Here is a 13,340-nt window from a genome sequence, read left to right on the forward strand (position 1 = left end):
AGGCGGGCAGACATGAGCGCAGCTAGAGTTATAGAGTTTGAGGAGTTACAGCGGATCACCGGCTATACGCGGCGTGCTGACGTAGAGAAGGCGTTGCGCGGGGAAGGAATACGGATATTCCTCGGCAGGAAGGGGCCTTGGACCACCGTGGACCTGGTCAACCAGGCGGGCGGGCTCAAGCCAATCGATCAAGAAAAGTATGACGCGGACATTGTATGAAGCGAGGAAGGAAGCGCCAGCACAACCCGAACATCCCTGGGCATATTGACCAGGCGGCCCTGCCACGCTCGGTGTATTTCGACCACCGGGGGGCGGGGTGCTGGTACATCCTGTATTTCAATGAGGCCGGCCGGCGCCAGCGGCAGAACCTGTGCGCGGGCAACGTGACGCTTTCAGAGCTCCACCGACTGATCGAGGAACGCAACGGCGTAGACCGCGACAGCCTGCAGTACCTCTGTGACGAATTCCACAAGAGCGACCAGTACAAAGTCCTCAGCCCGAAAACCCACGACGACTACGTCTACTCCCGCGATGTGCTGCTGGCGTTCCCGACAAAGCTCGGCAAGCCGCTGGGCGAGCTGGCGGTGCTCAAGTTCACGCCGGCGCTGATTCAGCGGATCATCGACAAGATCGCCCAGGAGGGCAAGCCATCGAAGGCCGCTCACGCCCTGCGTTACCTGCGCCGTGTGATGCAGTGGGGCCGCAACCGTGGGTTCGTGAAGGACAACCCGGCAAAGGGCATCGAGTCGCCCAAGGAGCGCAAACAGCGCCGACTGCCAGACGACACGGTCATGATTAACCTGATCAGTTTCGCGAAACAACAAGGCCAGCTCAAGAGCGGCCAGCCCGGAGCCTGCTCGCCTTACCTTTGGTATGTGATGGAAATCGGCTACCTCTGCCGCCTACGCGGTATCGAGACGATCACGCTCACCGACGAGAACGAGCTCGCCGAAGGCGTCCTCACCAACCGCCGCAAGGGGAGCCGGGACAATATTGTTCGATGGACGCCCAGGCTGCGGGCGGCGTGGGATGCGGCCAAGGCCATCAGGTCGGAGACGTGGGAACGAAAGCGTGTGCCGGTGCCGATCCGCGCAGACCAGCGCTTCCTGATCATTGCCGCCACCGGTCGACAGTTGTCGAAGTCGGGGCTTGATACAGCCTTCCAGCGACTGATCGTTCAGGCCATTGAAAAGAAAGTGCTCATTGAGGAGCAACGTTTCGGGATGCACGACTTCAAGCGCAAGGGCATCACCGATACCGTGGGCACCCGGGCGGACAAGCAGCAGGCGTCAGGCCACAAAGACGAATCTATGATGGATGTGTACGACCTGAGCGTACCGACAGTCAACCCATCTGGGGATTGAATAGCTTTACAACATCAAGCATGTAACTGCGAAGGCATTCAGTACAATGTTTTTCGTCCCGGCCTTCGCCAAATGCAAAACGAAGAACTTTATCGTATTTCTTTTCAATTACTTGTTGTCGAGCGACCGAAACCCGCTCGTTGACAAATTCATATCCGGCATAGTCGATAAGCCTTAACATTGAAGATTCTAAGCAATCAACATTATCCGGCAGGAAAGAAAATGCCGTATCAAAATGCTCATAGGAACAGATAGCCGATAGCGCTCTCTTATCTCCGGTCAGTATTTTGAACTGTTCGCCGCTGCCGTGGAGATCGTTCGCGTGCAGAAATAAAGCAAACTCTCCAGGATCAACCTCATCGATTTTTTGCATATGATCGATTAAGTCAAAATCAACTTTCGCGTCATTGAGCACGCTGCACTGCTCGAGAAATCCACAGATTCGCTCGTAAGCCTGTACGCTTCCAACATACTTTTCGATAGATTTATCTGGGTCTTTAAGACGAAGGCTGTATGGAAGGCTAGAAAGCACGAAGCAATCATTGGCGCCCGACTCTAAGCTAACGAGAGTTTCTTGAAGAAGGTCACATTGTGCAAGCTTGACCACCAAGTCGTTATCGGACAGTAGGATCATTCAGGGTCAACTAGAGCCCTTAGCAAGTCGAGACTATCTTCTTTAATCTCTTCTGCAAGATTTGAAAACAAATAGCTAGACACCAAAGCTTTATCACTCACATTTCGAGCTAAAAGCTTAAGCGTTTTAGTACACAACGGCCAAAAATTACCGTTATGAGCGCAATTCAACAAAACATGTGTTGGATCAATATGGTTCGCAGCGCCATAGTTGTTTACAACTCTAGCGAGATCTGCGGCCGGCATAAAGCGACCCAGCCGCAACTTCGCTGATGCTTTACCCGCAAGAAGCTCAAGCGCAAATTCATCAGCCGCAACTTCATCGTCATCCCGACCGTCATCGTTTTTTGCAATTTCCGTATCAACGATCGCGCCATTGGCATCTACATGCCCTAAAGCTATGTGTCCGAGTTCGTGAGCGAGGTGGAAAAGCAGATAGCCGCACTCTTTCTTCGACGAGAGCACAATCGACGGGCGCTCGTTCGTAGACATTGCGATACCGTCCATCTTTTTCTTCATAATAGAAGACGCAAGATGGATTACTGGAATGCCGCACTCCCAGCAGTAGTCCAATAGGTCGCTCAAGCCCACCCAAGGTTTACCAGAGGACAATATCTTTTTACGAATGTCCGCTGCAGCTGCCGGCCGTACGTAAGGACGCTCGATATTAGACAGTACGATTTTGGATGCACTGCGAGCCAAAGCCACAGCGAGCTCAACATCGTCCGCTGTCGTGCCTTTGATGAGCCTGAATCGACGCTGCTCAGGCAAGTCAAACTCGATACGCGCAGGCGTCTCGGCGATAGATCGCAGCTTCAGATTCAATGCCCGCGCCAAGATGAACTTAGCTTGCTGGAGACCGCTAGGCGTTTCAGCTATCTCGTCATCCCACCATGAAGGCAGGAACGCTTGCACCTGCCGCTTAGGCAGGCCGTGGGCTCGGAACGCACTGTAAAGGCTTTGCATGGATTCAGTCATATCAAAGCCTCCATTCAGACGTTAATGACATAAGAAATAGTCAGGTGTGAGCTTTTCTGCATGCCGGTTAGACATCGGCCCGCCCCTGAAAAGTCACGCAAAGCATAATTCTTTTTTGCGTTTCACGCAAGTTATCCACAGCCTTGTGCACAGCCCTCAGCCGGTATAAACGGCTTCAGATGGCGCGTACATTAGGAGGCTGGAGGCGCGGAAATCGGGGCTTTAAATTGCATCTCCGCGTACAAATAATACGCTAGACCCCGTATCACACATCGCTAACGGGACTGACTTGTAATCAGTAGGTCCCGGGTTCGACTCCTGGTGCCGGCACCATACAAAACGAAGCCTCCACAGAAATGTGGGGGCTTTGTTGTTTCTGGGGATTGGGGGGGGCTGGGCGCACCCGTCTTTTCCACTCTGCCGTTTACGTCCTCACCTGGCTACTTACCACCCGACGTACTCACTGCCTGCATATTACGGGTGAAAATAAATCCTTCCACTTTTCCGATTAACTAAATATAGTTTTTGCAGACGAGGTTTTAATAAATTGCGATGAGTCATAGTGCGGACGCATTCGCACAGACAGAGTCCATTTTTCGCTTGAAGGATTCCCATACGGAAGAGTTCCAATCCTCAGCTTTCAATCGAGCACAGTAGTCGCTAAGTGCTTTCCGCAGCCTTCCTTCAAACTGGGTCGCGTTAATTACTTTCCCCTCAATCAAAGGGCCCTTTCTAACAATACGCCAACCACCCGTTGTCTCTGCTTGGTGGAGAATGCCGCATCGAACGTGGACATAAAAGTCATCGGCAACAGCCCGAAAGGACGAGAACTGTTGATGACAATCAAAAAAATCATGAAACATACGCCTCGATAATTGTTTTGAGTCTTTACGCCCCTGCGCAAAACACTCTAGCGCCTCGATCATTAAGCAAGATATTGCCATGATAGAAAAACCGTTCTTACTATTGCACCCCACTGTCACTGGATCTAGATATCTCTCCAAAAATCTTTGCTCAATAAAATCAGCTATTGCAACTCTATCTTGAGCAGCCAACATATCCATATATTGGGAAATAGTGCATTTACTAGAAAGCTTAATGCCTTCCAATGGTCCAGAGATCATCGAGTACTCCGCAAATTTCAGAAGCATGACTTACTGTCATTGTGTCATGAATAAATTGAAATTTCGAAACCAACACAATACAAGGCAGTGCATACTCATCATATAAAGAAAGTTTAACTAGGCAATCCCATCCAAAATCAATAAAGACGGGACATGAAGAATCGAGCCATGTTCTTCTCGGACGAACCCAGTCGTACTGATGGTGGCCTCGAAACTCTAGCTTAATATCGCGTTCTATTTCATTGAAAAAATGCATAATGCCGCTATTTAAAGTTTTCTTATTAGCCTCTGGAGTGTATTCAAGCGCCTCTGTTAATTTGAAAAAAATTCCTCTAGCTGCTCCCTGCATAGGTCGAGATGCTTTAATCCAGACGATATCATCAGCAAGTTTTGAGTTTGGACTAGGCAGCATGTGATAGATATCGAAATTTCGCTTAAAATCTCTGCCGTCGATTACCCACACCATGTTTTTATAGAACTGCTCGCGAGATATCCTTTCTGCATCACTCATTGGAGAATGCTGGATCTCCACAACGATTCCTTTGGGAGTTTTTATATCAGCTCTATGGATCTCACCATCCGGAGCTTGATGGCGTACCTCTGCCCAATTGGCGGGGAACTGAGACTTCCAATCACGATGCCAGATCGTTTCACTCTCCCACCATGCATCGCAATTTCTTCGCCCAAAATGGGACCAGTGGTGAAGTATGCGCGGGCCACATTTGGCAATCATCACCGATCCACAGATAGGGCATTTTCCCCTACCCCCCCGAAACGGCTCAAGTCGCTGCTCCCCAACAATTGCGTACTGCATTATATTTCCGGGTGATCCGTATATGAAAACTCAGGCGAATAGGGCTTTTCGTCTTGATTGGCAGACTTTATTAACAGAATCTCCTGTGGAAGGTTCATTCCATCGAAAGCCTTTTCATAGGGCCTAATATTTAGTGGCCTTCCACGAAGGCACTCACAGATATCTTTGATTACAAACTCAATGGAAGTGGAGGAAGCTAACATAGACTCCAACTCCCGATCACTCCAAGGAAAATTATTGTTCCGATTATTCACGTGATGAGCAGCATTTTTATGTTCTACACACGCCGACCCGTAGTCAGAGTAACCACCAGGCTGCTGTTCAAAATGACTATCGCAATAAAACATTTCCCAGATAGCGAAATCTCGACTGCATTGTGACTGCCGCTTAACTTGAGTATCGAAATGCGAGACTCCAGCAGATTTCTGAATATAATCCCACGGACCTCTCTCTATTTGTACCCCGGGCCATTTAGCTTCAAAAATACCAACCTTATAGCTCGATCCGTTATCAATAATAATGCAACCATCAGCACCGAATCTTCTTTCAATTCTTGGAGTTAATCGATAAGCGACTGCCTTCAGACCAACTACGTTCCGAGAGTTAATCTCTCGACGAAAATTAGCCAAAAAATTTGAAGTATAGTCATTTTCATCCACTATGTAACCATTGATGAGATCCGACCTGGCTAGTCGATCAGCCCAATGAGCGCATTCCATCAAAACTTTAGTATGATATGGATTTACAAGCATTCCCTTGCCTCTAGACTTTAATGGTATTTGATTCTTCGATTGCTGAATGCAGGCATCGTGCCTTCAAGCACATTCACTACCTGTTGATTAATCAATGGGTTTTCGATCGAGCCCGCATGATATGAAATTTTTGATTTATTCTTTCGTTCAAAAACCGACCAAATAACTTGCTCTGCATCGCAAACCACTGCCAAATTTGGGTTGTGCGTTACCATGATTATTTGGCGCCTCTTCTTGGCCTCAGTTAAGACTGGAACTAGCAGGCTTACCACGGTTTCGTTGTCCAGATTTTCCTCTGGCTGATCAAGAATAATAGGCGTTCGTCCTTTATCGACAAGGAGATAGAAAATTAGAAGTAGCGCCCCTCTCTGACCAGGAGAGAGTTGCTCAATCTGAGCATCTTGAAAAAGTAGAGAGTATTTGGGTTCCAAGAAGCTTAACCCAAACAAGAAATCGTAAACCTGATTCGCCACAATCTCTTTGCGCAACATGGAGCTTGCGCCAAGGCTCTTACTATTGGATGCTGCTTCAATTTTTGAATTCAAATCTCGAACAAAATCTAATGCCTGCGATTTCTGATTAAGATCGAACTGCTCGGCGAGGCGTCGCACCACATTGAAACTTTCGTCCTCTCCTCGAAATTCACCAGCGTTTTGCTTTATGAGGTTGAATAAAGACGCCGCAATTGAGTCTGCTGAAGCCCCAAGCGTTGCTTGGAACTGGAGCTTATATTCTTCTCTTATGAGACTATTGCTTTTGATCAACTCTTGAACTGGTGCAAATAAAGTCTCACGCGCTTTACGCTGGGAGTCGAGAACCTCATATATGTGCTCGGCCATCTCTTCGCGCCGAGTCTTACATTCATTAAGTCGCTGAGGTAGGAGTTCAATTTGAGCAATCTTGGTCTGAAGCCCAGCCCGCGACTCTGGCTCTACTGACGTACCAATAAGCTCATCAAATTTTTCATTCCACTGCTGCAAAGCCTGCAAGCTTTGCTGGTGAAGCAGCTGGGGCTCAGCCAGCTTAGCTTCCAATTCTGACTGCCTAGTTTGTATTTTCTGTTTCTCGGCCTCGACATCGGCAACCCTTTGTGAACACTCGAGTTGCTTGTCCGGTGATGAGGTGATGACCTCACTTAGCTTGCCAAAATCAAATTCAATCTTTACCAAATCCGCATGATCAACTCCTAAAGACTCGAAGTCAGATTGGGAGTCAGCAATGAATTGTTTGTAATTTTTGTCTAACAACAGCATGCGACCACGTACATTCAGGGCAGCCTTCAATTTGCTCGCGAGACTAACTTCTTCACTGACGATTCTTTCAATCGCCTCTGCCTTCTCCTTCAGAGCCACAGCTATAGAATCTAGCTCCTGAGACGCAGCATTTTGCTCAGGCGTTAGTTTAGTGTCGGGCAGCGGCAAAACTTCAGGCTTTAATTTCTCATGCTCTTCAATTTCCTTATTTTTTTGAATGAGCAATTCAGTCACTTCTTTTTTTACTTCAGGCCTAACCTGATCTTCAATGTATGCAATTTCTTCATTAAGCTTTCTAAGATCATTACGGTAATCACCAAGACGATCTCGGTACTCTCCTTCCTGCTGTTCAATCAATTGATTGAAATCAAGTGCTCCCAGTCGGACCGACTCACTTGCGTGAGAAAAGATGACTGCTCGCAGCTCATTTTCGAAGGAGTCGGATTTTCCACTGATATGTGCGTTACAAAGCTCTTCGAAATGCCCCTGAGGAATGTAACGAACCAACTCGACCTTTGACTCAGGCGGATCATCATTCAAGTTACGGCTTTCAGACGCACCGCTAACCCATGTAAGCCTGCCCTCAAAGTTCTTCGCCGGGTCACCGGATTTCCCTCTGAATCTATCTTTCTTTAAAAAAGAAAAATGTGCTTTCTGCTTAGAGTTACCCAGCAAGGCCAAAATGTCTGCCAGAGCACTTTTCCCACTACCTTTGTTACCGATAATTGCAACTAAGTCTTGACTCAGAGGAAGTTCCGTCTCAGCCAGCCAATCCCCAGAGGTAGTCCCCCCCCCAATCTTACTAATCTCTACCTTATCAATGAAGAAAGTTTTATTTCTTTCAACTTCATCTACTTTTGGGGGCTTGGCGCCAATAAATGATCGCTTAGCCGGTTCTCTGATGGCCTGCTGCAAGCCTAGAAACGTAGGATCAGCCTTTATCCAAGTAATCTTCCCAGACGGGAAATCTCCGTAGCCTCTTTTGTCTGGATCGCCAGGGGTGCCCACAAGCCTATGGGCATCGCTGCCAGCCACAACTAATCTGGGTAAGTCTTTCAAAGATCGCTGAACACTATCAATGAATCGCTCATTTTCAGAGGTTCTAACCCCGACCAATGCATCACGCATTGTCAGATTTCGAGACTCGAATATAGGTGAATTTTTCGCTAGCCCAATAAAGAAGGCGTAGTGCTCAACCCAGTCCACCTCAGCGAGTCCATCGTGAGTGTCATAAGGCATGAAGCCAATTGCCATTCCTTCTGGAACTGCTGCAATTGCTTCCTTGTAGCTATCGCAATTAATTTCCGCAATAGTGCTGCCAGCCTTTAATGCAGTAGCATCAGCCGAGTCGACATCAGACTTTGAAAACCCATGGGCCTTTAACTTCTCAGCAGTGACAATTCCCGCAAGACTGCGTAGTGCTGTATCCGACAAAGGTCTGTTGACCAATTCAACGGTTAGCGCAGCCTTGAAGTCATTCAGCGTTTGGTTATCGATTTTGTCCGAAAAGACGACGTGCGCATTTAGCCGCCCCTTCATAGGGGACATTAGCCGTAGTTCAATTCCAGGAAATACTGTCTTCTCCAACTTAGGAGCATTTGGTTCACTTAGTCGTCTCTTAAGCGCGAACCATCCATCGAATGTCCAATAATCCATCAAAGCAAACACAGCGGGCTCTGCTTGATTGAGAGCCTTGATCATTTCGTCTACCAGTGCACGGTTTTCCGCTGAGTCCGGATTTTTTGCATCAAATCGTTGGCCTTGCCAGTGGAATGATGCCGGCGTGTGAATATGAAGGTCCCACTGGCGCCACTCTGAGCCGCGCTCATAGCTCGCTGCGTCCATGCTCCTTTCCCCCACTGGTCAACGGCAAAAACTAGACGAGTGGCCTTTTACCACCTTTGCGCTCAGTCTTAGCAAGAAGGGGGTTAAAAAACAATCATTTCTTAGACGAGCCTATCTTCTGCTCGACGGCCTGCGTTGAGTCAACCGAGACCTAGCTTGCCGCCCTAAGCTTATGTGCGAAAGGTGGTAAGCGTCCGCGTCTAGCCGTCTGCTGTCTGTCGCCACGACAGCTTTTGGCGAACTCCTGCCTATTCTCTACGGAGGTGATGGTCGACAACGTTCGAATTCAGTAGATTTACTACTCCATGGTGACATCTCAAGATGTCCCGGATTCGACTCCACAGAAATCCATAACTAGCTGATTTATTTATAGTTACTAGTTCGGATACGCCAAATTTTCCACCGACTTCCAGACCCGCAGAAAACCTAGCCCCGCTGACCGCTACCGTTCGTCTGGTGCCGTACCATACAAAACGAAGCCTCCACAGAAATGCGGGGGCTTTGTTGTTTCTGGGAATTGGGCCTCAGAACCGCCGATATTCCGGAGAACTGCTCCACCAGAAAAATCCCACACCCTGCAAGTTGCAGCCCATAAGCCATCGCGCTAACCTCCTCCCCGTCGCTGCTCATCAGTGACCGGGCCTGGAAACCCGATGCTTAAGGACGCTACAGCGTCGTCAATCGATCAGCAGGCGCTTTTTTTATGCCTGTTGTTTGTGCTTTTTGGCGGCTGTACGTGGGAGGCCTTGTGCCTGCCGGGTTCCTTTTGCCTCGGTTTCCAGCCCGCGTACAGCTGCCACCTTTCGCCTGGAAACGTCTGGGGCAGCTCTTTTTGTTCATGCAAAGGGAGTTAGCTATGCCGTACGAAATACCGCCTGAAACCATTCGCTCCTTGGGTAGCATTTGCCGACTTCCACTATCCGGAGGCCAGCAATGAACACTTCACCCCCAGCAACCACCCTCGGTGCCGTAACCTTCGCAGACTGTGGCGAAAGCAAACACGATATGAAGGTCTTCCGCGTCAATGCCGGCATTCCCCTCCAGGAAGCCCTTGAACACGCCTCCCACCTGCTCTACTACGCCAATGTTCTCTCGCTCGATGCCGCCATGGATGTAGACGGGGAAAAGTATGCGTTTTCTTCGCACTACCTGGGCGAGATGGGTAAAGCGATCCTCGACGATGTGCTCCTGGCCATGCAGCCCGAGGGGCCTGAGCCGCAGTAAGCCGTTCGCGCCCGATGCTGTGCGTCGGGCGCCTAAATGCTCATTAGGCCTGAGCCCAAGCAACCGAACTCTTCGCAAAGTACCGACTAGGCACCTCCCCCAATACCCGCCTGAAAACACTCGTAAACGCACTCGAGCTGCTATACCCCAAATCAATCGCCACCCGGGTCACCGACTCCCCGTTCCCCAACCTGACCACCGCCGCCAACAGGCAGGCTTGCTGGCGCCATTCCACAAAGCTGATGCCCGTTTGCTGGCGAAACAAGCGGGTGAAGGTGCGGCGGCTCATGCCGAGGCGTTGGGTCATGTCGTCGATGCTGGTTTCCAGTGATGGCTGTTCCAGCAGGTGGCGGCAGATGGGGGCCAGCCGGGGGTCGTTGGGGAGTGGGGCGTTGAGTGACAGGGGGCGCATGTCGGCTATTTCGTCGAGCAGCAGGGTCATCAGGCGGCCGTGCAGATGGTCCTTTTCGTACAGCGCCGGTATGTCGATGGCGCGGGTCAGCAGTTCGCGCAGCAGCGTCGATACGCCGAACACCTGACATTGCGCGGGCAGGTTCAGGCGGGTTGCGGCGTGGGGGCGGATGTAGGTGTTGAGCATGGTCACCGGGCCGCTCATGCTCATTTCGTGGGGCACGCCCGCCGGGACCCAGATGGCGCGGTGGGGTGGCACCACCCAGTTGCCCTGTTGGGTGAAGACGGTGATCACGCCGCAGGCGGCGTAGGCGAATTGCCCGCGGCGATGGGTATGCACCGCAAAGTGCTGGCCATCGGCATAGTCGTTGGCAGTGACCACGGCGTCGCGGGGGGTGTTTTCGTAGGGGTCGATGTCAGTTTGGCGCATGGCCCGAATTTAATGATTTATGACCTGATAGTGCAAGCGAGCCATCGCGCCTATTGCGCATAGTTGCGCCTTGGCTGGCGCACACAGGTGCCGGCGCTGCTTTGTGGAATCAGAACACCATGCAAAAGAAGCATCTGGCCCTGGCCGTGTTGGTGACGGCTGTCTGGGGGCTGAATTTTCCGATTACCAAGTTGGGGCTGGCGGGGGTTGATCCGCTGTTGCTGACTGCGCTGCGCTTTACGTTGGCGGCGTTGCCGTGGGTGTTTTTTGTGCGGCGCCCGGCCATTGCCATGAAGTGGTTGGTGGCCTACGGGCTGATTTTCGGGGTGGCAATGTGGGCCTTGATCAACCTGGGGATTGAATGGGGTGTACCGCCTGGCACGGCAGCCTTGTTGATCCAGTTCAGTGCGTTTTTTACCCTGGGTTGGGGGGTGTTGTTGTTTCGCGAGCAACTGAGCGTCGGCCAGATCCTCGGGGTGGGGCTGGCGGCTGTAGGACTGGTCGGTATTATCGCCAGCAGTCCGGGCGAGGCGACAACCCTGGGTTATGGCCTGTTGCTGGTAAGTGCGTTCAGTTGGAGTGTGGGCAACGTCATCATCAAGCAATCAAAAGTGCGCGAGATGTTTGCCTTTGTGGTGTGGGCCAGTCTGTTCCCGCCGCTGCCGTTGCTGCTGCTGACGTGGCTGGCCCATGGATCGGCGCCGTTCACTGCGCTGGTCACCCATATGGAGTGGCTGACGGTGTTCTCGCTGTTGTTCCAGGTGTACGCGGCCACGCACTTTTGTTACTGGGGCTGGAACCTGCTGTTGCGCGAGTACCCGGTCTCCAAAGTGGCGCCGTTGTCGTTGCTGATCCCGGTGTTTGGCGTCACCGGCTCCATGCTGTTGCTGGGGCATCAGGTCGATCTCAACGAGGGAATCTCGATTGCGCTGATTTTGTCGGCCTTGGCAGTGGGGCTAGTGAAATCGCGCCCAGCGAGGACGTCATCTGCCGCTTGATGCCAAGGGCGACGCGCGCAAGATGGCACTTAGCCATATTTCTAATTGACACCCCCCTCCCCGTCCTTTAAAACCCATGCATTCGCTGCGGGAACCCTGCCCCCAACAGCACCCGCCGTTTTTTATCGAGACATGGATGTCGAAGAACCCGCCGCTTTTTAATCGTCGTCGCTATTTGCTCGCGTTTTTTATCGTGTTGCTGGCGGTGCTCGACCCCTTCGGCCTGGCCAGTTCCAGTGACAAGGCATCCGCCCAGTGGCTCAACCGGATGTTCTCCAGCAATTACCCGAGCACCGGCCAGCAACATATCACCGTGGTGTTGATCGACGACGCCTACCTGATGCGCAACAACACCTCATGGCCGATGCCGTATAGCGAGCAGAGCAAGTTGTTCAAGCGCTTGCTGGCCTACAAGCCCAAGGCGGTGTTTGTGGATTTGCTGTACAGCCACGATCACTCCCTGGGCGACCCGACGCGGGGCAGCCAGTTGTTGGCGAATGTGTTCGAGCGCTATCAGCGCCGGGGCATTCCGTTGCTGCTGGCCAATACCGGGGTGACACGGGGCGAGAATGGGCAGGCCAATACCCTTGAGCAATTTGCCGCGTTCAGCCAGCCAGGGCTGGTGGTCTGGGACGGTGTGGACGACAAGTACCCCTTGGCGATGCCGACCGCGCTGGGGGTAATGGAAACCCCGGCCCTGGCGCTGTACCGCCAGTTCTGCAAGGGCCAGCCGTGTGCCGACCAACTGCCGCGGGATGCTGAAGCCGCTGCACAGCTACAGCCGATCGCCGTGCAGTGGGGCTTGAAGCTGGCGCCGCAGCAGGCGCAGATCGCGGATATCCGACACTGCGCACCACCGCGCAACTTTGTGCTGGATGGGGTAGCGCAATTGTTCCAGGCGGTGTTCTGGAAACTCGACGACTCCGCCCAGGCCCGTTGCCCGTATAGCCTGACCCTGTCGGCCAGCGACCTGGAGGTCAGCTCGCCGGAAGACCAGGCGTTGGTGGCCGGGTTGCTGCGCGACCGGCTGGTGATGGTCGGGGCCAGTATCACCTCCACCGGCGACCTGGTGCAGTCGCCCGTGCATGGCCTGATCCCCGGGGTTTACCTGCATGCCATGGCCCTGGACAACCTGATCAACAAGGGCATGGATTACGACCGCGAGCCGGCCAATTTCCCGAGGTTGAACCTGCACTGGGTAGACTTTCTGGAGCTTGGGCTGCTGGCGCTGATTATCGTGCTCAAGGCCCTGCATGCCCGGCGCCTGGCCGGTTTGCAAACCTGGACTCGCTGGCGGGATCAAGAAACCCGCTTCTTCACCTCGCCCTACCCGTCGTGGGGGCTGGTGATGCTGGTACTGCTGGCGGTGTGCTGGGTGCTGTATCTGAACCACATCACCCTGGTCAACGTGCTGGGTATTGTTTTGCTGTCATTGGCGCTGTTCAGCGAGCGGATCGAAGCTTTCTTCGACCGTGGCCGCTGAGGGTGCCGCCATGTCGTCTCACTCAAGGAAA

The 13,340-nt window shown here is 52.0% G+C and carries 12 protein-coding genes; 5 read left to right on the forward strand and 7 right to left on the reverse strand.

Annotation, left to right across the window (positions count from 1 at the left end; translation table 11 throughout):
• Positions 1-12: 12 nt before the first annotated feature.
• Both HBR94_RS10600 and HBR94_RS10605 read left to right on the forward strand, forming a co-directional pair.
• Entirely contained in the window at positions 13-219 is a 207-nt protein-coding gene (locus HBR94_RS10600) for a hypothetical protein (protein WP_025858917.1), read from the forward strand.
• Positions 216-1,364: an integrase gene (locus HBR94_RS10605; protein ID WP_170044752.1), complete on the forward strand. Its 1,149-nt coding sequence runs from the start codon at positions 216-218 to the stop codon at positions 1,362-1,364. Before HBR94_RS10600 ends, HBR94_RS10605 begins: the two co-directional genes overlap by 4 nt.
• Here HBR94_RS10605 and HBR94_RS10610 read toward each other — a convergent pair.
• The 6 genes from HBR94_RS10610 to HBR94_RS10635 all read right to left on the reverse strand — a co-directional run bounded on the left by HBR94_RS10610 (position 1,345) and on the right by HBR94_RS10635 (position 8,763).
• On the reverse strand, positions 1,345-1,998 hold the full coding sequence (locus HBR94_RS10610) for a hypothetical protein (RefSeq protein ID WP_170044753.1): 654 nt from the start codon (positions 1,996-1,998) through the stop codon (positions 1,345-1,347). The genes HBR94_RS10605 and HBR94_RS10610 overlap by 20 nt on opposite strands.
• On the reverse strand, positions 1,995-2,975 hold the full coding sequence (locus HBR94_RS10615) for an ImmA/IrrE family metallo-endopeptidase (protein WP_170044754.1): 981 nt from the start codon (positions 2,973-2,975) through the stop codon (positions 1,995-1,997). The genes HBR94_RS10610 and HBR94_RS10615 overlap by 4 nt, the downstream gene beginning before the upstream one ends.
• Positions 2,976-3,532: 557 nt before the next feature.
• On the reverse strand, positions 3,533-4,099 hold the full coding sequence (locus tag HBR94_RS10620) for a hypothetical protein (protein ID WP_262383384.1): 567 nt from the start codon (positions 4,097-4,099) through the stop codon (positions 3,533-3,535).
• A complete protein-coding gene (locus HBR94_RS28630) occupies positions 4,071-4,913 on the reverse strand; it encodes a CoiA-like domain protein (protein ID WP_170044756.1) in 843 nt (280 codons plus the stop codon). Before HBR94_RS28630 ends, HBR94_RS10620 begins: the two co-directional genes overlap by 29 nt.
• Positions 4,913-5,572, reverse strand: a complete 660-nt coding sequence (locus HBR94_RS10630; protein WP_170044757.1) for a hypothetical protein — start codon at positions 5,570-5,572, stop codon at positions 4,913-4,915. Before HBR94_RS10630 ends, HBR94_RS28630 begins: the two co-directional genes overlap by 1 nt.
• A 110-nt stretch (positions 5,573-5,682) precedes the next feature.
• A complete protein-coding gene (locus HBR94_RS10635) occupies positions 5,683-8,763 on the reverse strand; it encodes a TrlF family AAA-like ATPase (protein ID WP_170044758.1) in 3,081 nt (1,026 codons plus the stop codon).
• Between the two features lie 933 nt (positions 8,764-9,696).
• On the opposite strand from HBR94_RS10635, the gene HBR94_RS10640 reads away from it, so the two are divergent.
• Positions 9,697-9,987 carry a DUF3077 domain-containing protein gene (locus HBR94_RS10640; protein WP_120731269.1) on the forward strand — a complete coding sequence of 97 codons (291 nt, stop codon included), beginning with the start codon at positions 9,697-9,699 and terminating at the stop codon, positions 9,985-9,987.
• A 43-nt stretch (positions 9,988-10,030) separates the two neighbouring features.
• On the opposite strand, the gene HBR94_RS10645 is transcribed toward HBR94_RS10640, so the two are convergent.
• Complete coding sequence (locus HBR94_RS10645) at positions 10,031-10,828, reverse strand: helix-turn-helix transcriptional regulator (RefSeq protein WP_057958021.1); 798 nt, start codon at positions 10,826-10,828, stop codon at positions 10,031-10,033.
• A gap of 119 nt (positions 10,829-10,947) precedes the next feature.
• Between HBR94_RS10645 and HBR94_RS10650 the strand changes: the two genes are divergently transcribed.
• On the forward strand, positions 10,948-11,826 hold the full coding sequence (locus HBR94_RS10650) for an EamA family transporter (RefSeq protein WP_057958020.1): 879 nt from the start codon (positions 10,948-10,950) through the stop codon (positions 11,824-11,826).
• Between the two features lie 136 nt (positions 11,827-11,962).
• The gene (locus tag HBR94_RS10655; protein WP_170044759.1) at positions 11,963-13,309 is read left to right on the forward strand and encodes a CHASE2 domain-containing protein; all 1,347 of its coding nucleotides are present in this window, start codon (positions 11,963-11,965) and stop codon (positions 13,307-13,309) included.
• The last annotated feature ends 31 nt before the right edge of the window (positions 13,310-13,340 follow it).

This window comes from Pseudomonas sp. WS 5412 (assembly GCF_012985615.1).
In the GTDB taxonomy this organism is placed as follows: Bacteria; Pseudomonadota; Gammaproteobacteria; order Pseudomonadales; family Pseudomonadaceae; genus Aquipseudomonas; species Aquipseudomonas shahriarae.